Source organism: Weissella paramesenteroides (genome assembly GCF_051903945.1).
Classification (GTDB): Bacteria; Bacillota; Bacilli; order Lactobacillales; family Lactobacillaceae; genus Weissella; species Weissella paramesenteroides_A.
Window position 1 is genome coordinate 839,235 of sequence record NZ_CP192268.1, and the last position, 25,504, is coordinate 864,738.

Genomic DNA, 25,504 nt, shown 5'->3' on the forward strand with positions numbered 1-25,504 from the left:
TAATTATGACTCTTACAAAAGAATTAGGTGAATCATTCGAGCGTCGTTTTGGTCATCCAGCAGAACACTTTTTCTTCTCACCAGGTCGTGTTAACTTAATTGGTGAGCATACTGATTACAATGGTGGTCATGTGTTCCCAGCTGCTATTAGTGTTGGAACATACGCAGCAGTTTCACTTCGTGATGATAATGAAATTCATGCATTTTCAGCAAACTTCAAGGATGCTGGCATGGTTTCTTTTGCAAAGGATGATTTGAAACTTCGTCAATATGATAGTTGGGTAAAGTATGTACGCGGTGTGATCAGTGAATTAAGTAAACTGGGTCATGAAGTACCACGTGGATTTAATCTAGCCATTGTTGGTGATATGCCAACTGCTTCTGGTTTGTCATCATCAGCATCATTAGAGTTGTTAATTGGTGTTATGTTGAATGATTTGTTTGATTTTGGTATGGATACCTTGTCATTGGTAAAGCTTGGTCAAGCAGTAGAAAATGACTATCTTGGTCTTCAAACTGGAATCATGGATCAATTTGCCGTTGCCTTTGGTCAAGAGAAGCAAGCAATTTTCTTGGATACAAACACAATGGACTACGAAATGGTGCCAGCTGATTTTGGTGACTATGAGCTAGTTATCATGACCACCAACAAAAAGCGTGAATTGGTAGATTCAAAGTACAACGAGCGTCGTGCTGAAACACAAAAGGCACTTGAAGAATTACAAGCTGTCGCTGATATTAAGTCATTAGGTGATTTGACGACTGAAGAATTTGAAAAGATTGTTGATCATATCAGCAGCCCAGTTAACCAACGTCGTGCTCGTCATGCCGTTGCTGAAAATGAACGTACTGTGTTGGCAAAGAAAGCCTTATCAGAACATGATATGAAGCGCTTTGGTGAATTATTGACAGAGTCACATAATTCATTACGTGACGATTACGAAGTGACAGGTATTGAGTTAGATACCTTAGTTTCAGCTGCGATGGCACAACCAGGTGTCTTAGGTGCTCGTATGACTGGTGCTGGATTTGGTGGTAGTGCAATTGCGCTAGTTGCTAAATCTGAAGCTGATAACTTTGCTGCAGCTGTTGGTAAAGTTTATGATGAAAAGATTGGTTATCAAGCATCATTCTTTGTCGCTGATATTGTTGATGGTACCCATGCCTTGTAGGAGGCCGAAGTTTTAAAATGAAGTCATTGAATGAAGAACAAAGTCAAGCTGTAATGGATTTCGTTGCGTGGGGAGTAGCCATGCATGCTTATTCAGAAGCTGAAACGGTTTATCGGACGAATCTTGTGTTAGCCAAGCTGGGTGCTACTAGCCTGGTTCAAGGTTTGACAGGTCATACAGACACTAATTTAAGTGATTTAGCTGATCAATTGATTGCAGTCCAAGATACTGATTTTGAAATGGGATGGCAAGCAGCCATTGATCGTACGGAATTGCTAAATATTGTGACACCAACACCAGATGTATTGGCAGCTGAGTTTGAGCGTTTGTATAAGGTTGATCCTGAACAAGCAGTGAAGTATTACTACTTTATTAGTGAATCAGTCGAAAACGTTAAAGTGAAGGACATTGCTCGTAATATTGCTTTTACCCATAATTCAAAGTATGGTGATATTGAAATTACGATCAATCTTTCAAAGCCTGAAAAGACAACTGCTGAGATTAAAGCAGCCGCTAGTGCACCAAAATCAACTTATCCACCAACTGCGTTAGATTATACTAACGAAGGATATCTTGGTACAGTGACTGCGGCACCACGTTTAACACATCGTTTTATTCGTGAAAATTTCAGTAATGAAACTTGGGGTTGGCATTACTCACCATATGCATATTTTGAAGAACATGCTATTTTCGTGAACTTCAAACGTCAGCCAATGCAAATGGGTCTGCGAACATTTACGCGTTTGATGCAAATTGTGACGCGTTATCCAATGTATATGGTTGGTTCAAATGCTGACTTACCAATCGTTGGTGGATCAATTTTGTCACAAGAACATTATCAAGCGGGACGTCATGCATTTCCAATGATGAAGGCAGATGTGAAGCAAAAGGTTGCCTTATCGGAATATGAAAATGTTGAAGTTGCTGTATTGAACTGGCCGATGACTGCGTTCCGAGTTTCTTCGACTGATGCGGCAGATGTTGTTGCTGCAAGTGAGTTTATTCGTCGTGCTTGGGAAAAGTACTCTGATGAAAAGCTAATGATTCATGCAACTAGTGCTGAGGGTGATCGTCAACATACGGTTACACCAATTGCTCAGTTTAAGGATGGCAAGTACGAGTTGTACTTGGTTCTTCGTGATAATGGGACTTCTGAAGATTATCCTATGGGAATTTTCCATCCCCATGCAGATGTACAACACATTAAGCAAGAAAACATTGGTTTGATTGAAGTGATGGGCTTGGCTATTTTGCCTGCACGTCTCTTAAAGGAACTTCAGAAAGTTGAAGATTTCTTAATTGACCGCGCATCACTTGATGAAGTTGCCGAAGGTCACCGTGCTTGGGCACAACAAATTAAGCAAGATCGTCAAGCAAGTCCAACTACTGTTACAGAAATTGTACAAGAAGAAGTTGGTAAAGTGTTTGTTCGTGTGCTTGAGGATGCTGGTGTCTATAAGGATGATGCTAACGGTCAAGCAGGACTAGACCGTTTCATTAAATATCTCGCAAGTGCTGAATAAATCAGCTGATTTTAAAACTAAATGATAAGAGTGAACAGAAATTTACATGTTCACTCTTATTTTTTTGGGTTAAACAAGCTAGAATAGAGATATGAGACAACGAGATGAGAACAAAATATCAGCTTTATCAAAGGCAGCTATTGATTTAGTTGCGGAACAAGGAATCATCAATTTAAGTATTAATAAAATGGCCAAGCGGGCGGGAGTATCGGTTGCTACGGCATATGTTTATTATGACAACAAAGCGGATTTATTGGGGAAATTATTTCAACAGGTCCAAAATTTGCTAATCAATAATATGACAGTGCCCGCAGTTGATTTGCCCATTAAAGAGCAATTTGCACTAATTTTAAGGCAATATGCCGCACGCTTTAGGAATAATGTGAAGGAGGTTGAATTTCTAGCAGCAATGTTAGCAAATCCACAATTTTTGCCAGCAGATTTACAGAATAGTGGTTCATTATTAAATAACGAGTTGTTAACAGTTATTACACAGGCATACCGTCAAAAGTTATTGGTAACTGGCAGTGTCGACTTGATTGTGGCACAGACAATTCAGCCAATGCAATGGTTATTGCAATCACGGATACAAAATGGTTTAACAGTTTCTGATTTGGAAGTTGAAGAGTTTATTACAATGGCAACAAGGGCAATTTTTAAGTAAGTACTAAAAAATTAAGCTAAAATAAATGCACGTCTGATACTTTTCTTATATACTGGATGTAACGGTTGATTTAAGAGATATCAGCTGATTGAGAATTTTTAGTAAATTCCACGGGAGGAAGAAACAGAATGACAGCATATGATTATGATGTATTGTATATCGGTAGTGGTCATGGGACGTTTGACGGGGCAATTCCACTAGCAGCTAAAGGTAAGAAGGTGGCTGTAGTCGAACAAGACTTAATTGGGGGAACATGCCCAAATCGTGGATGTAACGCCAAAATCGTTTTGGATTCTCCAGTCGCTTTAAAGCGTCACTTAGAAGAAGTTCACGGTATTGTAACTGGTGACGTTGCGATTAACTGGTCAGAAAATCAGGCACATAAGCATGAAGTGATTGCTGGGTTACCAGATTTTATTCAAGGATTATTGGATTCTTCAAACGTTGATATCCTATTTGGTCGAGGCGCCTTAGTTGATAACCATACAGTTAAAGTAAATGGCGAAGAAAAAACGGCCGAAAATATTGTTTTGTCAACGGGGCTTCGTCCAAATCGTTTGAATATCCCAGGTGATGATTTAGCTCACGACTCAGAAGAATTTATGAACCTAAGTGAAATGCCTAAGCGTGTCACAATTATTGGTGCTGGTTATATTGCAATGGAATTTGCAACGATGGCACAAGCAGCTGGATCAGAAGTAACCGTTATTTTGCATGGTGATAAGGCACTTCGAGCTTACAACCAACCTTATGTAGAATTAGTTATCAAAGATTTGACATCAAAGGGTGTGAAATTCATTCGTGAAGTCGAAGTGGAAGCAATTGTCGGCGGTGCGAATGGTTTGGTTGTTCGTGGTAGTGAGTTAAACATTGATACTGATTGGGTGCTAGATGCAACTGGACGAATTCCAAATGTTGAAGATCTAGGTCTTGAAGAAGTTGGCGTTAAGTTTAACGAAAAGGGTATTGAAGTGGATGATCATCTTCGTACTTCAGTTTCAAATATCTATGCTTCTGGTGATGTCATTGATAAGGTACAACCCAAGTTAACTCCGACAGCAATCTTTGAGTCAACTTACTTGATGCACACTTTTGCCGGCGAGACTACTGAAGCCATTCAATATCCTGTAATTCCATCAGTTGTCTTTACTTCACCTCGTATTGCCAAGGCTGGAGTGACTGTTGCTGAGGCACAAGCAAATCCAGATAAATACACAATTGTTGAAAATGACTTGGCTGGCGATTGGTATCGTCAAGTTGAAAAAGAGCAAATTGGTCACAATACGCTTATTTTTGATGCTGACCACAAATTAGTGGGGGCAACTGAGGTATCTAATAAAGCAGAAGATGTCATCAATGCATTGCTACCAGCTATTGAGTTTAAGTTTGGTCCTGCTGAACTAGAGCGCATGGTTTACTTGTTCCCATCAATTGCTTCACAAGCATGGGGTCAATTGTAAAAATAAATTCAATCAATAATATCAATTAAATAGTTTAAATATTAAGCAACTGAATTCCGCGTGGGTTTGGTTGCTTTTTTGCGTAAAAAGTTATTTATCAATGATTCATTGTGTTTGTTAGCAAATTAAAAATGAGAAAACGATGAGTTTATGAAATGAAAGTACAAAATAAAAATGAATGCTCTTTTTATATATAAATGTTGGTATATCAACGTTTATATTGTGATTTATCGTTTGATAATATTTTTACGTTAAAATAAATTTAAAAATTCTGTTGACTATGATTTAAGTTTATTATATGATTATGAAAAATTTATTACGCATAATTAATTTGATTAGGAATCGGGGAATGATTATGAACAAAGCATTAAAGGTGAGCGCCTTATTATCTGGTGCGGTAATTTTAGGATCTACTTTTGTACCAGTAACAGCCAGTGCAGCAAAGTATAAGACGATTAACTGGACTGAAGGTGCTGATATTGGAACGATGGATCCTTCTTAGACAACAGCTGCCATTGACTTTAATTACTTACAAGCCACTGGTGAAGGTTTATACCGTCCTAGTAAAACTGGTACACCAGAACTAGCAGCGGCAACCTCTGTAGATAAGTCATCTGACGGATTGACCTTAACTTACCACTTACGTGACATGAAGTGGTCTAATGGTGACCCAGTGACTGCTAAAGACTTTGTTTACGGTTGGCAACGTACTAATGATCCAAAAACAGCTTCTCAATATGCTTACTTATTCTCAGGTATTAAGAACGCTGATGCTATTCAAAAGGGAAAGATGCCTGTAAGCGATTTGGGAGTTAAGGCAATCGATGATAAGACCTTACAAGTAACGCTTGAGCGTCAAATGCCACAATTGGAGTCAGTTTTAACAATGGCTGGTTTCTATCCACAAAATGAAAAGTTTGTTCAAAAGGTTGGTAAGAAGTACGGAACAGCAGCTAAGTACACGTTATCAACTGGACCATATATCTTGAAGAACTGGAATGGTTCGAATAACAAGATTTCTTTGGTTAGAAATCCTGATTACTGGGATGCCAGTGCTGTAAAGACACCAAAGATTACCGTACAAACGATTAAGGATCAAAATACAGGTTATAACTTGTTCAAGTCAAAGAAGGTTGATTACACAACCCTTTCAAGTGATCAAGTTAAAACTTCAAAGAAAAATAAAGCTTACACAGTTATTTCACAAGCAACAACTGATTATCTTGAATTTAATGAGAAGCGCAAGCCTTTGAATAACGTGAACATCCGTAAGGCATTGTCAAAGTCAATTGACCGTGAGACGATGTCATCAAAGATTTTAGTTGGTAGTGGTGAGCCAGCCTATTCATTTACAGCTGCTAACCTAGCAAAGGATCCAACAACAGGTAAGGACTTTGCAAAGGTTGCATCTGATAAAAGTGCAACGGGTTATGACCTAAAGGAAGCTAAAAAGTTGTGGAAGCAAGGCTTGAAGGAAACTGGTAAGAAGAAGATTACCTTGCAATACTTGACTGATGATACTGATGGAGCAAAGCGTTCAGCTGAATTCGTTCAGGCACAAATGGAAAAGCTACCAGGATTGAAGGTAACGATTAAGACAGTACCATTTAAGCAACGTTTGTCACTATCAGAGACTAAGAAGTTTGATATTGTTAATTCACTTTGGGGTGCTGATTATGCTGATCCATCAACGTTCTTAGACTTGTATAAGTCTGATTCAGACTTCAACAATGGTAGTTGGAAGAATGCAGATTATGACAACGCAGTTAATGCTGCTGAAACAACCGATGTGAGCGATAAGGCAAAGCGTTTCCAAGATTATGCCAAGGCTGAAAAGATTATTCAAGATGATGCTGGAATTGCACCATTGTATTACCAATCAAAGCCATCACTATTGAACACTAAGGTTAAGGGTGTTGTATCAAACACAGTTGGTGCACCATTCGATTGGAAGTGGGCATATAAGAAGTAATTGGTTTACGTTTCGTACCAAAATTATTTGAACAAATAGCCAAAGTAAAAAGAAGTTGGAACATTTCCTTTTGTTCCAACTTCTTTTTTTATGCTAAAAATGTATTAATTATTAGTCTATAATTTTGATAGTGAAAATCACGCTACACACGGGCTCCAAAATGATTTTTGTCTCGCACTACTTTTTTAATTCGTTGGTAAGTAACATAAATGGTGTAGCAAGTTAGAATAAGCCAGGCTAATTTATTGATGGTCATTAAGTTCATAAACCATTTTGCTGGTTGATAAGATAATTGCATAACATTTTCACCAACTTTGCTACGTACTTTGACAGCACCAATATCGGTTAATTGATAGTCGCGTGAAGATAAAGATTTGCCGTTCAATTTCAATTGCGTGTGTGCATATTTAATGACATTAATCGTTTTATAGTTGGGAGTCGTTGCATGCCAAATAATGTATAATTTTTTATTTTCAACATACTTAATAAAACTATATTGTCGCCGGGCAATCTGTTCATTGTATTTTTTATAAGGCTTTTTCACCTTTTTTTCACCATTAACTGGTAGATAATCAGGTGTTGGCTTCCAAACGCTATCCAGTAGGACATGCAATCTTTTATTGGCGTAGAAACTTTGTCGGATGGTTGTTTTTGTGGCATCCTGATGGATCTTATTTTTATCCGCAAGAACTTTGGGTGTATGCCAGATAGCAGCTTTTTTATGGACAATACCAATGTCATTTGCCAAAATACAGATTATTGCAGTTAATAAAATTAACGATAACTGCTTTTTATTAAATAGCAAATTATTATTTGTGGTTAAAGTAAGGCCAAGACCTAATAAAAGTAAAACAATGGCTGTTGGCAGTAAGCGATACGGAAACTGAAATAAACTAATAAAGTGGATTTTAAAAAGGGTATTCCAAGGGATAATTGATGAAGAAAATACTAAGCAAACAGTACCAATTAGTGTGACTGTCTGGATGATAAGGTTAGTATGTCGCCAATGTATTAATGTCATAAAAATTTGATAACCAAATAGTAAGACATATGGGAAAAATAATTTTAGATTATCAATTGGAAAAGCAACACTGCCACGTATCTGTGGTTTTTTGTTTTTAAAAGGTGGAATTAGCTGGTTTCCCATATATACTTCAAGAAAACTGCCCCAAATATTTGCCGTTAAAAATATCGTAAATAGTGCGGCGATTAATGTATGTGAAACAAGCATTTTTTTATCTGTCGATTGGATAACAGCGATAATAAAGAAAACAGTTAAGAGTACAATCAATAATAATGATGATAATACATGTGTTTGCAACATCAAAGTAACGGCTAGTGTCATTTCCAAGATATTTACTGGATTATCTTTCTCCCTAATTAAACGCGTGGCAACAGACACACCAAGTGGTAGGACGGCGGCTCCCCAACTTAAAAATTGTTGCGATATTGTCCAAGTAAAAATGACATAACTAAGCATATATAGTGTAGATAGTGGCATCAGGTAGCGTTCAGATACTTTATTTTGGACAAGTAAATAGTACATCATACAGCCGGCAATAAGCATCACCATAAAATCTGAGATAATTTGGTAAAGAAACCATGACCGGGTGAGCCACAAAATAAAACCGTGTAGGTAAGCAAGTAGTGGTCCATATATTGCATTGACAATGCGACCAGATTGGGTAAAACCATACATGGAAACAAAATACTGCCAATTATGATCATTGATTTGTGAAGCCATATCGTAGAAACGATTGAAGTGAAAGAGTGAATCGGCACCTAAAATCAAACTATGGAAGTATATTTGCGGAAAAATAACAATTAAGGCAAATACAGCAATTATCAGAATGTTTTTGGCATGTTTTTTAATCATTTTGACCTCACATTTATACTAATGGGTATTTTTAATTACCTGACTATGTATAGTGTAACAATAATGTGCTTTTAGTAGAATGGGTATTTTGTGATAAAATTACTTTGTGAAGGAGAAAACAATTATGTATCCAAAGAGATTTATACAATTATTCATTATATTTTTGGTCACTATATTTATATCATTAGGAATCGTTGATTTATTTCATGTGAGAGAATTTTGGCTACAAGGTATTCTGGTAACTATTGTGGGTTATATTATTTTAATTATTCCGTTAACAACATTGACCATTTTAAAACAAAGAAAAAAATTTAGCGGACAAGCTGATAATAATCGAGATGATGTGTTTAATAAGACATTAGCTAAACTAGAAAACGTTTTTGTCCTGGCAACAAAAGCATCAGATGGGAAATTGACAGCTAGCATTGTAACTTTCAAACAATCAACAGTTAATGAGAATGTTTTCTATATTGTCACTGACTCGAATTCAGAACGGACAGCAAACATTGCTCAAAATGGGGTGGCTGCTCTAACAACATGGTATGATAAGCAAACTGGGGCTAGATTGAGTTCAAGGCATGTCTCAGCAGCTGTTGTTGCGGATGATCAAGTAGCAACAATGTTACAAGAACACCCTGAGATTAAAGCATTGGGTGAAGATTTTTCTAATCATGTAATTATTCAATTAACTTGCCAGTCTGTTTTAATTGAATCATTTCGGGATCAGCCTGTTGCAGTATCCTTTTAATTTTGTCGCTTAGTTGCAATTCTTATTTGATAGTGCTATTTTTAATAGCAGTGATATCAGTGGTTCGTAACCATCCCACTCAAAAAAACTAGGAGTAGTAGAAACTATGGAACAAAAAACACATCAAGTTAGTTCAGCAAGAAATATTGCGGTGACAGCGGTCATTGCCGCACTTTATGTGGTGGCAACCGTTGCCATCCCGTTTGCATCATATGGACCGGTACAATTACGATTTTCTGAGGCCTTTAATCATTTAGCAGTATTTAATAAGCGTTATATTGTTGCGATAACACTGGGCGTGTTTATTGCTAACATTTGGTCACCATATGGCATTATTGACATGATTGTGGGGACTTTGCAGACGTTATTGATGTTATCAATCTCTTATTACTTAGCAAAGCATGTTAAGAGTATTGTGACCCGCTTGGCAATCAGTACCATCGTCGATACTTTAATGATGTGGGTTATTGCTGCTGAGCTATATTATGTTGCAAAAACACCATTCTGGGCAACTTATGCTTGGACTGCATTAGGTGAATTTGTTGCTTTGGTCATCGGAGCAATCATCGTGTATATCATTAGTCGGACAATTAACTTAGAAAAATAATCTTAAATAAGTAAAACCCGCTCATTTTCGTGAGCGGGTTTATTTATTTAATTACTATTCATTTCCAAAATGGCATCAAAAACAGCTTGTGGTAATTCGATATCACTTTTTTTAACACCTTGACGTCGCATTTGCTGTTGCTTTTTTGATACTTTAGTACCTGAAGCTTGAGCTTTTCGTAAAGGCGGAACATCTGCACGAGCAATGGCGCGTCCTTCAACAATTGCTTGTACAGGCATTGCTTGCAATTTACGCGGAATTAGGTTTTTAAGTTTATCAACAATCTCAATGCCCATCCGGTTAGCTTTCAGGCGATGTACAACGAATGTTAAGGCATCAATCTTAGCGTAGTCGATTGCAATGTCTATTCTGACTAAGTCTGATGGTTGATACTGATCAAACGTTGTTGAGAGGGTGGCAAAGCCATGTGAAACCGACTTTAATTCATTGAAGAAATCATATGCAATTTCGGAAATTGGCATTCGATAAGTAACTAATAGCATGGCACCGATAGTTTCTAAATCTACTAATTCACCACGACGACCTTCGGCTAAGCGCATGACATCATTCAACATTTCATTTGGCATCGTCATTTTAGCTAACATATATGGTTCTTCAACTAACACAATTTGGCCATAATCTGGAAATTGGGTTGGGTTTTCAACATAGATTGGCTCGTCTTCATTCTTGACGGTCACACGATAGGTTGAATTTGGCATTGTGGTCAATACATCCAGTCCAAATTCCTCTTTTAATCGTTCGCGAATAATTTGTAAATGGAAGATGCCTAAAAATCCACCACGGAACCCCATTCCCAATGCTTCTGACTGTTCAGGTTCATATTGAAAGGCAGCATCATTCAGGCCTAATTTTTCAATACCAATTTTTAGATCTTTAAACTCACTGCCACGAGGATAGAGTCCGGCGTAAACCATTGGCTCAACATCTTGATAACCAGGTAAGGCTGATGCGACAGGTTGTTTTGCAAGTGTAATCGTATCACCAACTTTAACTGCCTCAGGGTCTTTAATACCTGTCACAATAAAGCCAACATCGCCAGCTTTTAATTGCTTGATTGGTGTCATTAAAGGGGCGAAAACACCCATTTCTTTAATACCTGATTTAATTTGATTAGCCATAAATAATACTTGATCATTGCTGTTTAAAGTACCTTGTACGATTCGTGCCTGTACAATAATACCTTTATATGGATCGAATTTTGAATCGAACACGAGGGCTTGTAAATCAGCTTGTTCATTACCTTTGGGAGCAGGAATACGGTCACGAATGGCAGTTAGGACGGTATCTACATGTAGACCACTCTTGGCGGAAATTTTAATGATGTTAGCTGGTGTAAATGTATCATCTAAGTCTTCGAGTTGCGCAATAGTTGCATCAACTTCAGCAGCAGCTGTGTCAATCTTATTAACAATTGGAATAATGACTAAGTTAGCTTCTTTTGCAAGACGATAGTTAGCAACAGTTTGTGCTTGAACACCTTTGGTCGCATCAACAAGTAGCAATACACCATCAGTAGCTGATAAACTACGGGATACTTCATAATTGAAATCCACATGTCCTGGGGTGTCAATAAGATTATATTGGTATTCATCACCGGATTCATCGATGAAGTAGTTTCGGACAGTTCGTGATTTAACAGTGACACCATGTGCTTTTTCAACACTTAAATCATCAAGTAGTTGATCTTCAGCTTCTCGTTCTGAGATGGTATTTGTCATTTCCATGATTCGGTCAGCAAGTGTCGACTTACCATGATCGATATGGGCGATAATGGCAAAATTACGAATAAATTCTTGACGTGTAGACATTTTAGCTCCTTAAAAAAGATATAGTGTTCATATTATACCATTTTCATCAAAAATTACGGTTTTGCATTTCGCAATATCGCTCATATACGAACATTGTTTTTATTTTAATAACAATTATGAATCTAAAAATAATAAAAGACGAATTAAATTTAAGGTTATATCTAGTAAAGTTAGCTTTATTTTATTTGATAAAAGTGTTAGTATAGTTTGCATAGGAGTTGTTGTTGATATTTTTAGCCTGATAATTGGGAGGAAAAGTACAATGGATTACGCAACTGGTGCAATGGGTCCAAGTAGTTTACATTATAGTTTTGAGAAGACAGATGTTGCTAACTTTATAACTGGGGGTCCACAAACAATTACACAGCCCGAAGTGAATGATAAGTTAATTGCACATTTTCATGATCTTTGTGAACGCCACCCAACGTGGACGTTTGGTCAAATCGCAAGTGGCTTGCATGTAGATGCAGCGACACTACGACAAATTGAGATCATGACGAATAGTCGGTTGCGCTCTGCAAGGGCTCGTTAAAAGAATATGGATGATTAATATTGTCTATTAAAAAAAATTATTTTTGATGACATTTTAAGGCCCACAACTTTTCTTTAATTCGAAAAGTTGTGGGCCTTTTTGTAAGTTAAATTAATATCGACCAAGCTTCAAGATAGGTGTTGACTGTTCTATCAAAGTATTTGGTTCTTCAAGTAATTCAAAAGTTGTCAGATCATCAGAATTTGTAATAGTTACAATGACCGTGTCATCCAAACCAGCATCTGTGATTGATTTATCCCAGAATTCAATTAATAAATCACCTTTATTAACATGTTGACCACGTTCAAAGTAGGATACAAAGCCAGTTCCTTGTAGCTTAACGGTATCTAAACCAATGTGGATCAATGTAACGATACCAGTGTCAGACACGATACCGACAGCATGACGAGTTGAGAAAGCAATGCGTATTGTGCCATCAAATGGTGCATAAACGCGACCGTCTGCTGGCTTTATAGCAAATCCCTTACCTAAGTCGCCAGAAGCAAAAGCGTTATCATTAACACTACTCAACGGTAATAGGGTACCAGTGACCGGCATGTAGTAAATTGACTCACCTGCAGAAAGTTCTGGTAGTACCTCAGTCACTGTCTCATTAGTATCGTTAAACTGCTTACCCCAAGTTCGCTCAAGTTCATCGACAATTTCAGCATGCTTTGCTTCTGTTAAAGTAACCTTCTTGAAGAAAACAAAGACACCAGCAACAATAATGATAATTGGAATACCAAACATGATTGCCTTAAAAGTCAATGAATTTGCATGGGTAATAGATGCAGCGGTTGCACCACTAGTCATACCAGCAACAACGGCAGTTAATCCAACGACACCATTTGAAATGGCACCAGCTAATTTATCAAGCAGGGGACGAATTGATAAAGTTAATGATTCGTCACGGTGACCTAACTTTAACTGACCATATTCAACTGAGTCGGAAATGGTCATCAGAACAACTAAGAACACCAGTGGTTGTGGAATGGCGAATAATTCAGCAGCAACTAGAATAACGGGTAGTGATTTACCGGCAAAGATAAATACAACTAAGCCCAACAGCATGATGCCGACACTCCAGAAGAATAGCTTACGGCGATTTAGCTTATCAGCTAACTTAGGGAATAACGAAACAGAAATCAAACCAGTTATCACATTCAAGCTCGCTAGGATGGAGAATGACTTTGCATCACCTAAAATGAAAGTGAAATAGTAAAGTTCAAGTGAGTTAACCAACGTCATACCGGTCGTATACAGACCATACGCAACAGCCGTCCACATCAATTGGTCATTCTTGACCAAAATCTTAATAACTTGCTTAACTGTGGTTTTTTCTTTGTTTTGGCGTAGTTCTGAATCAACTTCTTTTGTACCAACACCAACCGCAATTGCACTGATCCAGGCAACAACAGAAATAATAATGGCAAACCATAACCAGCCACGTGTGTCTCCGGTACCACCGTTACTTTTAACTGAGAAAAACAGAACCAGAGGCATAACCACGACACCAACTAAATTGGCACCAAGTGTTGAACCAATTCGTGCAAAGGTAGCCGTCTTTTCACGTTCACGTGAATCGAATGTTAAAGCAGGGATCATTGACCAAAAACCAATGTCCTTGAATGAATAAAAGATATCCATCGTAATGTAGATAATAGCGAATAAAATTAGATAAGCCATTGGATTTGATTTATTCAAACCACCCATGCTTGTAAATAAAATGATTAGCGCAATCGAACCAATTGTTCCACCAATAACTACCCAAGGTTTAAATTTACCCCAACGAGTTCTGGTATTATCGATTGCATTACCAATAAATGGATCAATTGCTAACTCTACGAAACGTAATAAGAAGATGATTAATGTAATGGCACTAATCATTTTATTATTAGTTGCTGAATTGCCACCGCTAAACAAGTGAGTGGTGACGAACATGATGAAGTAGGTTGATAATGTTGCGAAAAACACATCATTACCAAATGCTCCAAAGGAATATGACCAACGTGATAAAGCTGACTGTTTGCTATTTTCAGTCTTCATGGCGCAAATTCTCCTTAAAAATTATTAAATTGTCAACTGCTTAATTGTAAGCGCTTTCACATGACAAAGCAAGTGTTTTTTAATGTTTGTCACTCAGTCGGCAAGCGGTTACAATATCAATAGAGAAACTATTTTTATTTTGTTAGATTAAGGATGATTAATCGCATCTATGGAGGGGTATATGGAAAAGGCAGTCATCACATTTGATAACACACAACGCACATTCCATCTTAGAAATGAAACAATTTCATATTTAATGTCAATCGAAGAAGGAGAAATTTTAAGTCATCTATATTTTGGGAAAAGGGTGACAGGATATCATGGGTCTCGTCATTATCCGAGGTATGAACGTGGGCTATCGCCTAATTTAGCTGGTCGGCCAGGGGAAGTAGATCGCTTTTATTCAAAGGATGTTTTACCACAAGAATTTGCAGGTAATCAGACCGGTGATTTTCGGAGTCCTGCAATCATTATTAAATCAGCAGATGGGGCTTTGGCAACTGATTTCCGTTATGATTCATATGAAATTTTTTCTGGTAAACCAGAATTAGAAGGTTTGCCACAAACATATGTGAAACAGGATGATGAGGCGCAGACATTAGCTATCAAACTAAAGGACAAAACATTAAAGGCATCGGTCGTGCTCTACTATACAATATATGCAGATCGATCAGTAATCACACGTTCAACTCGTATTTTTAATGAAAGTGAATGCTCATTCTCTATTGAAAAGATAGCATCATTACAACTTGATATGCCAAAACAAGCGATGGAAGTCATTTCATTTCCCGGATCACAATTCCATGAACGTCAGGTGGAGCGTGCACCATTACGTCAGGGAATGACAGAATTCAGTAGTCGCCGCGGTGCCAGTTCGCATCATATGAATCCGTTTGTGATAGCGGTTGATCCGAATACAACTGAGCAAACTGGGGAAGCTGTTGGTGTGCAGCTCGTCTATTCAGGTAATCATCAATTTACTTTTGAAAAGGATTATATTGACCAAGTTCGTTTGGTGACAGGAATCAATGAAGATGGTTTTAGTTGGCAATTAGCACCAGAAAAGAGTTTTCAATCTCCTGAAGCTATTTTGGTTTATTCAGATAAAGGGCTAAATGGGATGTCACAAACATACCATCATCTGTTACGTGAGCGTGTTGCTCGTGGTCACCATCAATACCAAGATCGTCCCATTGTCATTAATAATTGGGAGGCGACCTATTTTGATTTTAGTGCGAAGAAGATTGAGGCAATTTTAGATGAAGCCGCCCCATTGGGAATTGAAATGTTTGTGTTAGACGATGGTTGGTTTGGTCAACGTGACGATGATCGCCGTTCGTTGGGAGATTGGTATGAGTACACAAGTAAGCTAGCTAGTGGTGGTGGCTTGCGTGGCCTGGCTGAAAAGGTACATGCTAAGAATATGGCATTTGGGCTATGGTTTGAACCTGAGATGATTTCAGAAAATTCTGATTTGTACCGTCAGCATCCAGACTATGCAATCCATATTCCTAATCGACCAATGTCACTTTCAAGAGATCAATACGTTTTGGACTTTTCTCGACCAGAAGTCGTCGAAAATATTTATGAACAAATGACTGCAATTCTTGATCGGGTGCCAATTGATTATATTAAGTGGGATATGAATCGTCATATGACAGAAGTTTACTCTACTGTTCTAAATAGTGAACAACAAGGTGAGGTGGCTCATCGTTATATTCTTGGCGTCTATGATTTGGTGGACCGGTTGACCAAGCGTTATCCTGATATTTTGTTTGAAGGTTGTTCGAGTGGTGGCGGCCGTTTTGATGCGGGGATGCTTTATTATTTCCCACAAACATGGACCTCAGATAGTACTGATGCTGCTGAGCGAATTAGGATTCAGTATGGGACGACATTTGGTTATCCGGTATCTAGCATGACTGCTCATGTGGCGGCAGTACCAAACCCACAAACACAACGAATAACATCATTACAGACAAGAGGTGATGTTGCTAGCTCAGGCGTCTTTGGTTATGAACTAGATGTCCAACAAATGTCGACAGAAGAGAAAGAGCTGGTCAAACAACAGGTTGCTTTCTATAAAGAGCACCGTCATCTAATCCAATATGGTGATTTTTATCGTCTAAAGGATCCATTCTTGAGTAATGAGGCTGCGTGGGAATTTGTTAGTCCAAATGGTAATGATGTTTTGGTTTATCATTTTAGACTACTAGCCTCATCACAACAGAATTTTACGATTACCAAACTAGTTGGTTTAATCCCCGAGGGAATTTACGTTGATCAGGAAACTGGTGAAAAGTTCACTGGTGATGAGTTAATGAATATTGGACGTTATGACGACCCAACCCAAGCAGGTGATTTTACTTCTCAAGTTCGGACTTATTTCTTAAAGGATTAAGTTCGTAAATTTATTTTAAAAGGGATACAGCTGGTGTATGATTAAGGTGTATCAAATAATATTTTTTGGAGGAATAAAATGTTTAATGCAAATTTAGCACAAGATGTTTGGAAAGATCCAGGCAAAAATGTTTCATTTATTGTTTTGGAATTGAACCATCAAGATTTAGCTGATGAGCAGGAACATATTGCGACCTTTGCTGATATGTCTCAGTCGATTATTCGATCAATGCGTATTCGTAACCCTGAGTCTGGATTACAAGTTGCCATTGGATTTAGTAATAAAGCATGGGATTACCTATTTCCTAATGCTAAAAAGCCACAAGAGTTAGAGACCTATCAAACATTAACTGGTGCAGAATATAGTATGCCAGCCAGTGATGGTGACATTTTCTTGCATATTCGGGCGAGTGAAGAGGCTGTTGTCTACGAAATTGTTCGTCAATTTATGAAATTGTTATCACCAGTGACAACGGTGCTTGATGAAACAAAAGGGTTCCGTTACTTAGAGGGGCGTGCAATTATTGGCTTTATTGATGGGACAGAAGCACCAGCAATTGAGGATGCTGCTGATTATGCAATTATTGGGGATGAGGACTCAGATTTTGAAAATGGATCTTATGCATTTGCTCAAAAATGGCAACATGACATGGCATTCTGGGAAAAATTATCTGTGGAGCATCAAGAAAAGGCAGTTGGTCGTCATAAATTTGATGATATGGAATTAGATGACGAGGACAAACTTGAGAATGCGCATAATGTCGCTTCTAAACTAGAAATTGATGGTGAGGAACAGAAAATTATTCGCATGAATGTCCCATTTTCTGATCCAGCTTTAAATTATACGGGAACTTACTTCATTGGTTATGCTAGACATTGGCAGGTTACAAAGCAGATGTTAATCCAAATGTTAGAGAAGTCGGATTTTCTACTAACATTTTCAACATTACTAAGTGGTCAATTATTCTTTATTCCATCAAGAGATACACTCGCTGATATTGCGGATGGTAATTTCTTCAATTAAATAAAAATAGGTTTGAATCTCATTTTAAGTGAGATTCAAACCTATTTTTATTTATTAGCGTAACTTTTCTTGTGATTTATCAACAGCGGTATTATGCGATGAAAAATCGATAGACACAGTACCGTTGGCACCACCATTAGTGTTATGCCAGACAGCGTTGGTCTGTATTTTGCCATTGATCCGTGCAATGGTGAGTACAGCAGGTTTTCCATATTTATTAGTTAAACTAGATAATGAATCACCAGCATGTTCTTGGTCATTCTTGTCTTCAAGTGCAACTGCATTATAAGTGGTCATCGTCCATTTTTTCGCTAGGTTGATTGTTTTTGAGTCTAAAAGTGTTTTAGAAGTCAACTTAGCTGTTTTTGAGCTATCCTTTTGACTCATAAATGTTAGTGTGACACCAGTATAGTCACCAGCGACATTCTTCCAAGAAACAACCGTTAGGATATGATTGTCAGCTTTTGTTTTAGACTTTTTATCTGGACGACCGTATTTTGCCACGATAGATTCGTAGCTTGAACCACCTTTGCCAGTTTTATTAAAGTCACCAACTTTTAACTGATCAAACGATTTTTTGGTCCATTTATGAGAACTAACGGTTTTATCACTGCTGCTAGGTGTACCTTGATAATGATCTGAAACAACCACGATTAGGATAATTGCAATAATGCCCGCAATAACGGTAATAATTTTCTTTTTCATAAGTCTATATCTTTCTTTATTCGAAATAATCTTAATTAAGAATATCATAAAAACATTACCATGTAACGCATGCAAGTTATTTGTTACACAATTTAGTAGTCATCATCAAACTCTTTTTGTATAATCTTGGTATGCGTGAAGCATAAAATTATAGGAGGTGTGACAGGAATGTCTATTGTAAAAGATACAGCTAGTTTTCCTTTATTGATTCTGTTGCTATTAACTGTAACCTGCATCACATTGTTGATACTCAGTATGCGTCAAAATAAATTTCGGTTACTCAATGGTGTCTTAGCAAATTTTTCAGTGGTTTTAACTGGTATAACGTTAATGTTTCTGATTGAATTGCTAAACATTCAGTGGTTAAGGGTCATTTTTTATGCAATTTTTGTGATTATTTTAATTCCACTAGCAATTTTATATTCATTATTAGGTATTTTATTATTGTGGAATGCGCTAACCGTATGGCGTCGAGAAAGTCATACGCTTGGTAATATGCTAACGTTACTTCTGGGTATCTTGATCATTATTATTTTACCGATCATGCGTGCAATTGATAGTAAACTGCTAAGTGATCAAGCAGTTGGCTTGTATATTACGTTAGTTGAGCCAGTTATCCTGTATTTAGTTTTCTGGTTTTTGGCATTTATTACGTCATTTATTCTGACTAGATTGTATCGACCAAAGTATAACCAAGATTATATTATTGTCTTGGGTGCAGGATTACTTAATGGTAAAGATGTTTCACCATTACTGGCTTCTCGTATTCAGATTGCTTTGGACTTTGCGAATAAACAGTTTGAAAAAACTGGCTACTATCCTTGGTTAATTTTTTCCGGTGGGCAAGGAGGCGATGAAAAATTGCCTGAAGGAGTAGCGATGGCTGAATACGCAAAACAGCATGGTGCACAATCATCTCATGTATTAATTGAAAAGCAATCGAAAACAACTTACGAAAATATGCTATTTTCAAAGAAAATCTTGCAAGAGCGAGATTTGAATCTAGCAAATGGGTTATTTGCAACCAGTGATTATCATACTTTCAGAGCAGCGGGATATGCACGATTAGTTGGTTTGCAAATTGATGGATTAGGAGCAAAAACTAGTCGTTTCTTTATTCCGAATGCTTTCATTAGAGAATATATTGCGCTACTAGCAAATCATAAGGTATTTCATGCTATCTGCTTGTCATTGATTTTACTGGTTTCCATTATTAGTTTTATAGTTGGTAATGGTATTTTCTTTTAGATGAATAATTTGATATTAATATTATTCATTGTGGGATAAATAATACACTGGGACACTCAAGGTATAGATTACTTTGGGTGTTTTTATTCATGCTACAATAATTTGTGCGTTAGCTTATTAGCGGTTACGCCTATTATTTAAATAGAATAATAATAGCCGTGTAGATCAGTTGCCAGACCAAACGCACGGCTTTTGTTATGCTATGGTATAAAATAGTTAAGTCGCCAAACTTTTAGACACGGCTTTTTAATAATAAGCCACCTTTGAGAGACAGCCTTAATGGTTGTTTCTTTTTTATGCAACGAGTTTACTAGTAACCAGCCGATTGATTAACACACACCAGCTATCTAACACACATACACCAGACAACCTAACTAATACTTAGCTCACAACATCAACTAACTATCTAGCATACATCTTTGTATTACGCACTTACATACTACTTATCTAACTATCCAGCAACGACACCGAGGCAACCCGACCAGACAACCAGCAGGCACTTGCAGTGTCTCGCTACGCTCAACGAGGACACAGGAAAAGCAGGTCAGGGGGGAGTACGTATTCTCTCCCTATTTTGGGATGCAGCATCCCCAGTGAAGCAATCATAGTAATACCTTCCCAGCCGAAAGTTAGCCGATGATATTTGCTAGTCCTTCGTGTGAATAAAACTCGTTTTATGCGTGTAGAATACTTTTATACGCCATATAAGCTCCATATAGAGAATATAATTATAGGCAGAATATAACGTGCTTAAAACGGCTTAATATAGCATATTTGGTATTAACGACTAGTTGATGTAGTGTCTATATTTATGACTTTATTAAATGAAGCTTAAATTATTTTATGTATTAAGGTATAATACCAAAGGATATAGAAATAATATACTTAGGAGTAATGGGCAAATGAGTAAAAAGAAAACTGTTTGGGCAGTGAGTATAGTTTCAATTATTGTTGTAGCATTAGTTGCGTTCTTATCATTCAAAGCATTTGGGATTACAGAGAGTAAGACGTATGACCAACAATTCATGACATCACTAGAAAAAGGGCTAGAAAAGCGGTGGACTGAGGCGAATAAAGATAAAGACACAAAAGCATCTTACAAAAAAAGCATTCAAGCCGAATTAGATAACGTCGAGAAATACAAGGATAAGAATTTTAAAAATTCAAAGCTTCAAGAACAAGCGATTGCTTACATCAATGTATTAAATGAGTCAAAGGATGAACTAGATATTTTTGGATCAGATGAATTTTATGAAAAGTGGGACAAGACTTATGATGATAGAACGTCTATTCTCGTAAAGATAAATAAGATTCAGAAAATAAAGGTATCAGGCGATAAAAACAAAAGTCAACTCGATGAGTTACTTGGTAATGGTAAGTCTGCAACAAAGAAAACAAACTCAACTGACAAACTTAATTCAATATTGAAAGAAACTTCATTTGAGGCACAGCCAAAAGATTATGAAGATGACACGTTCACAACATATCGAGCTGCTGTAAAAAACACTACTGGTGCAGATATTAGTGATTTTACTGCAACTGTAAAATTAGTAAATAATGATGGTGTGGTTGTTGACTCGCAATACATTGATTCAGAGGAATGGTTACAAAACGAAACCTCACAATTTGAGTTTATGACGGATAAAGATTTTTCAAAGACTGAAATTCGCGTAACATATGCGGACTTTAAATAAATAGCCAAAATGGCATTCAGTTTAAACGAGCTGGGTGCTTTTTTAGTGGATGAGATTAACCACCGCATCAGTTAAAATGCTTGTAGAATGTGTTTATATGACACCGAATAATGCGGGTGGCTGTAAAAAAACCAACGCCTGTTACAGCGTCCAGTGGTATTAGTATTCTAAATCAGCAATGTGAGCATCTAACTTATCAACGGTATCTTTCAATTCCGTAATCTCCGAGTCGTCCGTGGCTCATTAAGATAGCTAATCATGCTGAGTTGCCCCGTATCAAGGTTCACGGTTTCCGTCACACTTACGCCACCCTAGATATTCAGGCTGGTATGAATGTTAAGCAATTACAGTATCAATTAGGGCATGATGATGTACAGACAACACTGTCAATATATACCACTTTGACGCAAGTGGATAAGGCTCAAACAGCTGATGTATATACGTCTCTAGTCAATTTCTGAAATACCCTTTCAGATACCCTTTTTGTCCCCAGTAAACACTTCATTGGCAAATTAACGTATCTAGTATGATATAATATTCATACAAAAATATTACTATTGGGGGTAATTATGAAAATTGTAGTTTTAGATGGGTTAGGCTTGAACCCTGGGGATTTAGACTGGCATATTTTAGATCAATTTGGTGAGGTTGTTGTCTATGATGCGACACCATATGATGACAAAGACGAAATCATTAAGCGATTAGCAGGTGCAGACGTTGCCTTGGTCAACAAGGTTCCGATTACATCAGACATTATCGATGCTTCTCCTGATTTAAAAGCAATTGCCGAAACGGCTACAGGTTATGACAATATTGATGTTAGTTATGCAAAAGCTAAGCATATTGCTGTAATGAATGTGCCAACCTATGGTACGGATGCCGTTGCACAGTTTACATTTGCGTTATTGTTAGCTGTTACTAGTCGAGTTAAGCAACATGACGATCTTGTACATGATGGTGAATGGGCAAAGGCTGGTCGTTTTTCATTTTGGGATGCACCATTGATGGAACTAAAAGGTAAAACACTAGGGTTAGTTGGTTTTGGAAAAATTGCACAAGCAGTCGCTAAGATTGCATTGTCCTTTAATATGCAGGTTATTTTTTACAATCATCGACCAACAAAAGCCTTTGATGATGCAATCAAGCAAGTTGATTTGCAAACTTTATACGCGGAGTCAGACATTATTAGTTTGCACGTGCCATTTACGCCAGAGATGTCAGAGTTTATTAATGCTGACACAATTGGTCAGATGAAAGATACCGCAATTCTAATCAATACTGCGCGTGGTAAGTTGATCAATGATACTGATTTGGCTGCTGCCTTAAATAGTGGTCAGATTGCGTATGCAGCTTTGGATGTTGCGACACAAGAGCCAATTAGTGATAATAGTCCTTTGTTAACGGCAAAGCATTGTTACTTAACACCACATATTGCATGGGCACCGCTAGAAACTAGACAAAGACTATTGGATATTGTTGTGGCAAATATTCAAGGTTATTTAGAGAATAATCCACAAAATGTAGTTAATGATTAATTGAAAATAATAGACTGTGTGGCATGTAAAGGCATGTCACACTTTTTTATCCAAAAAACTATTGAAAGCGTTTACAATTTGTGCTAAAGTGGACTTTATTCTTTTCAGTGATGATCTCAAAAAAGACTTAAAAGAGTGATTGCTGAAGATGGACAAAAATACATAGATAGGCGATGACACCAAAATTATTTTAATAATTTTTCAGGATAGCCATTCAATAAATAATTTTTCTGTTACTTTAAAAATAAAGGTGTTGACCTTCGTTTGTGAAAAATAGTACAATTGTGGGTTGCTGAATTTCATAATTTTATCGTTTTAAAAGCTCAGAAAAGTGGTATATTAGAGTATAGATTGTACAACTTTAGGAGGTAGGTTAGTTTTATGTCTACAGTGGAGGATTTAAAGGCCATTGTTGGTAGTCACCATATTGTGACTAACGCGGCTAAGTCATTACGTTATCGTAAGGGATATCGTTCAGGTTATGGAGAGGCATTAGCAGTTGTTATGCCCGGAACCCTTGTTGAAATGTGGAAAGTTTTGAAGGTTTTGCATAGAGATAATATTATTATCATCATGCAAGCTTCAAACACTAGTTTGACTGAGGGATCAACTCCAACAGAAGGTTATGATCGTGATGCAGTTATTGTTAAGGGTAGCCGTATTAAAGATCTACAACTAATTAACCAAGGAAAGCAAGTCATTGCCTTCCCAGGAACAACCTTATTTAATTTGGAAAAGTCATTACAACCATTAAATCGTGAGCCACATTCAGTTATCGGTTCATCAACATTGGGTGCATCAGTTATTGGTGGGATTAACAACAATTCAGGTGGTGCGTTGATCCAACGTGGTCCAGCTTATACTGAGTTGGCATTGTATGCACGTATTGATGAAAATGATGAGCTACATTTGGTAAATCATTTGGGTATTGATCTTGGTGAAACCCCAGAAGAAATTTTGGATAACCTTGCAAACCGTCGTTTCGATTTGAATAGTGTACCAAATTCTGATGAGCGTGTCGGGCACAACCGTGATTATGAGAAGCGTGTTCGTGATGTGGATTCAGACTTACCAACACGTTACAATGCTGATCCTAAGGGATTATATGAGGCATCAGGTGCTGCTGGAAAGATTGCGACATTCGCTGTTCGTTTGGATACGTATCCATCAGAAGGTGAATCACAGGTGTTCTACATTGGAACAAATTCACCAGCCGTTTTGGAAAAGATGCGTCGTCACATTTTGTCTGAATTTAAGAACTTGCCTGTATCAGGTGAGTACATGCATAAGGAAGCTTATGATTTGGCAAAATTGTATGGTAAGGATTCATTGATGGTTATCGACAAATTGGGAACAAGCATGTTGCCAACGATGTTCGGTATGAAAGCATCTGCAGAACGTATGCTAGGACATGTGCCATTCTTTAAGCCATACTTCCCAGATCGTTTCTTGCAAAAGGCAGGGCACTTGTTCCCTAACCAATTGCCAAAGCGTATCGAAGATTATGCTAATCGCTTTGAGCACTATGTTCAATTGAAGATGTCAGGTGCAGGTATTGATGAAGCACGTGCATACTTGACTGAATTCTTCAAAGAAGAAGAGGGTGACTTCTTCGAGGCTAACGCTGATGAAACGAATAAGGCATCATTGCACCGTTACGTAACGGCTTCAGTTGCAATTCGTTATCAAGAATTGAAGCAAGATTCAATTGATATCTTGCCACTTGATATTGCGCTACGTCGTAATGATGATGACTGGTTCGAGCACCTACCAAAAGAAATTGATGATAAGATCGAGTACAAGTTGTACTATGGTCACTTCCTTGATCACGTTATGCACCAAGACTATATTTTGAAGCCAGGTGTGGATGGTCACGAATTAAAGCAAGAAATGCTGAAGTTGCTTGACAAGCGTGGTGCCATTTATCCAGCTGAGCACAACGTTGGTCACTTGTATGAAGCAGCTCCTGCATTGATTGAACACTATAAGAAGAACGACCCAACAAACAGTTTCAACCCTGGAATTGGAAAGTCTTCTAAGAAGAAGTGGTGGGGCATTTACTAATAACTGATTTTATCAGTTTAAAAATTTACTGAAAAATGAGGCAATAGTTGTTATTTTTGTTGAGATGACGACTATTGCTTTTTTGTTATAAATTTTTCCTATCCAAGAAGAGTTAATTTTATGAATTTCAACATATTTGAGAAAAAATTTACCGAAATGATTAATACTATGAGGATTTATTGATAAATATTAGAGATTTTTATTTTTTGTATAATTATATTATTATTTTTATTCTTGACAACTCATAAATCTTTTTTTATTATTGATTTAATCAATGAACAGAAAGGACGAAGAAGAATGCAAAAGTCAGTAATTAACAATTTGAACATGGCTTGGCAAAGCCGACACACAGGGTCGTAGTTCCTACAACGGATACGATCTGGCAAACAGTTTGTATCCGTGTCG

The 25,504-nt window shown here is 37.3% G+C and carries 18 protein-coding genes, 1 pseudogene and 1 riboswitch; of the genes and pseudogenes, 15 read left to right on the plus strand and 4 right to left on the minus strand.

The genetic code is table 11. The features are described from left to right. The first annotated feature begins 5 nt into the window (after positions 1–5). From ACQ4QH_RS03935 to ACQ4QH_RS03955, 5 genes and pseudogenes are all read left to right on the plus strand, one after another. On the plus strand, positions 6–1,172 hold the full coding sequence (locus ACQ4QH_RS03935) for a galactokinase (protein ID WP_150222802.1): 1,167 nt from the start codon (positions 6–8) through the stop codon (positions 1,170–1,172). 17 nt (positions 1,173–1,189) lie between these two features. Then, complete coding sequence (locus ACQ4QH_RS03940; RefSeq protein ID WP_150176522.1) at positions 1,190–2,695, plus strand: UDP-glucose--hexose-1-phosphate uridylyltransferase; 1,506 nt, start codon at positions 1,190–1,192, stop codon at positions 2,693–2,695. A gap of 91 nt (positions 2,696–2,786) precedes the next feature. Then, entirely contained in the window at positions 2,787–3,359 is a 573-nt protein-coding gene (locus tag ACQ4QH_RS03945; RefSeq protein WP_439819332.1) for a TetR/AcrR family transcriptional regulator, read from the plus strand. 128 nt (positions 3,360–3,487) lie between these two features. Next, positions 3,488–4,819 (plus strand): dihydrolipoyl dehydrogenase family protein, encoded by a 1,332-nt coding sequence (locus ACQ4QH_RS03950; RefSeq protein ID WP_439819333.1) that lies wholly within the window; start codon positions 3,488–3,490, stop codon positions 4,817–4,819. Between the two features lie 355 nt (positions 4,820–5,174). Further along, positions 5,175–6,791: pseudogene (locus ACQ4QH_RS03955) on the plus strand (peptide ABC transporter substrate-binding protein). A gap of 142 nt (positions 6,792–6,933) precedes the next feature. Here ACQ4QH_RS03955 and ACQ4QH_RS03960 read toward each other — a convergent pair. Then, positions 6,934–8,667: a hypothetical protein gene (locus ACQ4QH_RS03960; protein WP_439819334.1), complete on the minus strand. Its 1,734-nt coding sequence runs from the start codon at positions 8,665–8,667 to the stop codon at positions 6,934–6,936. A gap of 124 nt (positions 8,668–8,791) precedes the next feature. On the opposite strand from ACQ4QH_RS03960, the gene ACQ4QH_RS03965 reads away from it, so the two are divergent. Together ACQ4QH_RS03965 and ACQ4QH_RS03970 are read left to right on the plus strand one after the other, a co-directional pair. Then, positions 8,792–9,415: a pyridoxamine 5'-phosphate oxidase family protein gene (locus ACQ4QH_RS03965; protein ID WP_439819335.1), complete on the plus strand. Its 624-nt coding sequence runs from the start codon at positions 8,792–8,794 to the stop codon at positions 9,413–9,415. 53 nt (positions 9,416–9,468) lie between these two features. Further along, positions 9,469–9,513, plus strand: a riboswitch (PreQ1 riboswitch). 8 nt (positions 9,514–9,521) lie between these two features. Next, entirely contained in the window at positions 9,522–10,022 is a 501-nt protein-coding gene (locus ACQ4QH_RS03970; RefSeq protein WP_439819336.1) for a QueT transporter family protein, read from the plus strand. A gap of 47 nt (positions 10,023–10,069) precedes the next feature. Here ACQ4QH_RS03970 and lepA read toward each other — a convergent pair whose 3' ends face one another. Next, positions 10,070–11,851, minus strand: coding sequence for a translation elongation factor 4 (lepA, locus tag ACQ4QH_RS03975; RefSeq protein ID WP_439819337.1), 1,782 nt, complete (start codon positions 11,849–11,851; stop codon positions 10,070–10,072). Positions 11,852–12,113: 262 nt separating this feature from the next. Between lepA and ACQ4QH_RS03980 the strand changes: the two genes are divergently transcribed. Beyond that, entirely contained in the window at positions 12,114–12,383 is a 270-nt protein-coding gene (locus tag ACQ4QH_RS03980; protein ID WP_288572791.1) for a helix-turn-helix domain-containing protein, read from the plus strand. Between the two features lie 111 nt (positions 12,384–12,494). Here the strand turns inward: ACQ4QH_RS03980 and ACQ4QH_RS03985 are convergent, their stop codons facing one another. Next, positions 12,495–14,429: a glycoside-pentoside-hexuronide (GPH):cation symporter gene (locus tag ACQ4QH_RS03985; RefSeq protein WP_439819338.1), complete on the minus strand. Its 1,935-nt coding sequence runs from the start codon at positions 14,427–14,429 to the stop codon at positions 12,495–12,497. A 181-nt stretch (positions 14,430–14,610) separates the two neighbouring features. Between ACQ4QH_RS03985 and ACQ4QH_RS03990 the strand changes: the two genes are divergently transcribed. Both ACQ4QH_RS03990 and ACQ4QH_RS03995 read left to right on the plus strand, forming a co-directional pair. Beyond that, positions 14,611–16,830, plus strand: a complete 2,220-nt coding sequence (locus ACQ4QH_RS03990) for an alpha-galactosidase (protein WP_439819339.1) — start codon at positions 14,611–14,613, stop codon at positions 16,828–16,830. Positions 16,831–16,908: 78 nt separating this feature from the next. Beyond that, a complete protein-coding gene (locus ACQ4QH_RS03995) occupies positions 16,909–17,853 on the plus strand; it encodes a Dyp-type peroxidase (protein WP_439819340.1) in 945 nt (314 codons plus the stop codon). A 54-nt stretch (positions 17,854–17,907) separates the two neighbouring features. Here ACQ4QH_RS03995 and ACQ4QH_RS04000 read toward each other — a convergent pair whose 3' ends face one another. Next, a complete protein-coding gene (locus ACQ4QH_RS04000; RefSeq protein ID WP_439819341.1) occupies positions 17,908–18,558 on the minus strand; it encodes a DUF3862 domain-containing protein in 651 nt (216 codons plus the stop codon). 168 nt (positions 18,559–18,726) lie between these two features. Between ACQ4QH_RS04000 and ACQ4QH_RS04005 the strand changes: the two genes are divergently transcribed. The 5 genes from ACQ4QH_RS04005 to dld all read left to right on the plus strand — a co-directional run bounded on the left by ACQ4QH_RS04005 (position 18,727) and on the right by dld (position 25,099). After that, positions 18,727–19,806 carry a YdcF family protein gene (locus tag ACQ4QH_RS04005; protein ID WP_439819342.1) on the plus strand — a complete coding sequence of 360 codons (1,080 nt, stop codon included), beginning with the start codon at positions 18,727–18,729 and terminating at the stop codon, positions 19,804–19,806. A gap of 902 nt (positions 19,807–20,708) precedes the next feature. Beyond that, a complete protein-coding gene (locus ACQ4QH_RS04010) occupies positions 20,709–21,500 on the plus strand; it encodes an FxLYD domain-containing protein (protein ID WP_439819343.1) in 792 nt (263 codons plus the stop codon). 248 nt (positions 21,501–21,748) lie between these two features. Continuing rightward, the gene (locus tag ACQ4QH_RS04015) at positions 21,749–21,961 is read left to right on the plus strand and encodes a tyrosine-type recombinase/integrase (protein WP_439819503.1); all 213 of its coding nucleotides are present in this window, start codon (positions 21,749–21,751) and stop codon (positions 21,959–21,961) included. A gap of 108 nt (positions 21,962–22,069) precedes the next feature. Further along, complete coding sequence (locus tag ACQ4QH_RS04020; protein WP_439819344.1) at positions 22,070–23,035, plus strand: D-2-hydroxyacid dehydrogenase; 966 nt, start codon at positions 22,070–22,072, stop codon at positions 23,033–23,035. A 381-nt stretch (positions 23,036–23,416) separates the two neighbouring features. Further along, entirely contained in the window at positions 23,417–25,099 is a 1,683-nt protein-coding gene (gene dld / locus ACQ4QH_RS04025) for a D-lactate dehydrogenase (RefSeq protein ID WP_439819345.1), read from the plus strand. Positions 25,100–25,504 lie beyond the last annotated feature (405 nt).

What these genes read in the sequence shown, in the direction of transcription:
- ACQ4QH_RS03935 (WP_150222802.1), top strand. Translation starts at nt 6, where the DNA reads ATGACTCTTACAAAAGAATTAGGTGAATCATTCGAGCGTCGTTTTGGT.
- ACQ4QH_RS03940 (WP_150176522.1), top strand. Translation starts at nt 1,190, where the DNA reads ATGAAGTCATTGAATGAAGAACAAAGTCAAGCTGTAATGGATTTCGTT.
- ACQ4QH_RS03945 (WP_439819332.1), top strand. Translation starts at nt 2,787, where the DNA reads ATGAGACAACGAGATGAGAACAAAATATCAGCTTTATCAAAGGCAGCT.
- ACQ4QH_RS03950 (WP_439819333.1), top strand. Translation starts at nt 3,488, where the DNA reads ATGACAGCATATGATTATGATGTATTGTATATCGGTAGTGGTCATGGG.
- ACQ4QH_RS03960 (WP_439819334.1), bottom strand. Translation starts at nt 8,667, where the DNA reads ATGATTAAAAAACATGCCAAAAACATTCTGATAATTGCTGTATTTGCC.
- ACQ4QH_RS03965 (WP_439819335.1), top strand. Translation starts at nt 8,792, where the DNA reads ATGTATCCAAAGAGATTTATACAATTATTCATTATATTTTTGGTCACT.
- ACQ4QH_RS03970 (WP_439819336.1), top strand. Translation starts at nt 9,522, where the DNA reads ATGGAACAAAAAACACATCAAGTTAGTTCAGCAAGAAATATTGCGGTG.
- lepA (WP_439819337.1), bottom strand. Translation starts at nt 11,851, where the DNA reads ATGTCTACACGTCAAGAATTTATTCGTAATTTTGCCATTATCGCCCAT.
- ACQ4QH_RS03980 (WP_288572791.1), top strand. Translation starts at nt 12,114, where the DNA reads ATGGATTACGCAACTGGTGCAATGGGTCCAAGTAGTTTACATTATAGT.
- ACQ4QH_RS03985 (WP_439819338.1), bottom strand. Translation starts at nt 14,429, where the DNA reads ATGAAGACTGAAAATAGCAAACAGTCAGCTTTATCACGTTGGTCATAT.
- ACQ4QH_RS03990 (WP_439819339.1), top strand. Translation starts at nt 14,611, where the DNA reads ATGGAAAAGGCAGTCATCACATTTGATAACACACAACGCACATTCCAT.
- ACQ4QH_RS03995 (WP_439819340.1), top strand. Translation starts at nt 16,909, where the DNA reads ATGTTTAATGCAAATTTAGCACAAGATGTTTGGAAAGATCCAGGCAAA.
- ACQ4QH_RS04000 (WP_439819341.1), bottom strand. Translation starts at nt 18,558, where the DNA reads ATGAAAAAGAAAATTATTACCGTTATTGCGGGCATTATTGCAATTATC.
- ACQ4QH_RS04005 (WP_439819342.1), top strand. Translation starts at nt 18,727, where the DNA reads ATGTCTATTGTAAAAGATACAGCTAGTTTTCCTTTATTGATTCTGTTG.
- ACQ4QH_RS04010 (WP_439819343.1), top strand. Translation starts at nt 20,709, where the DNA reads ATGAGTAAAAAGAAAACTGTTTGGGCAGTGAGTATAGTTTCAATTATT.
- ACQ4QH_RS04020 (WP_439819344.1), top strand. Translation starts at nt 22,070, where the DNA reads ATGAAAATTGTAGTTTTAGATGGGTTAGGCTTGAACCCTGGGGATTTA.
- dld (WP_439819345.1), top strand. Translation starts at nt 23,417, where the DNA reads ATGTCTACAGTGGAGGATTTAAAGGCCATTGTTGGTAGTCACCATATT.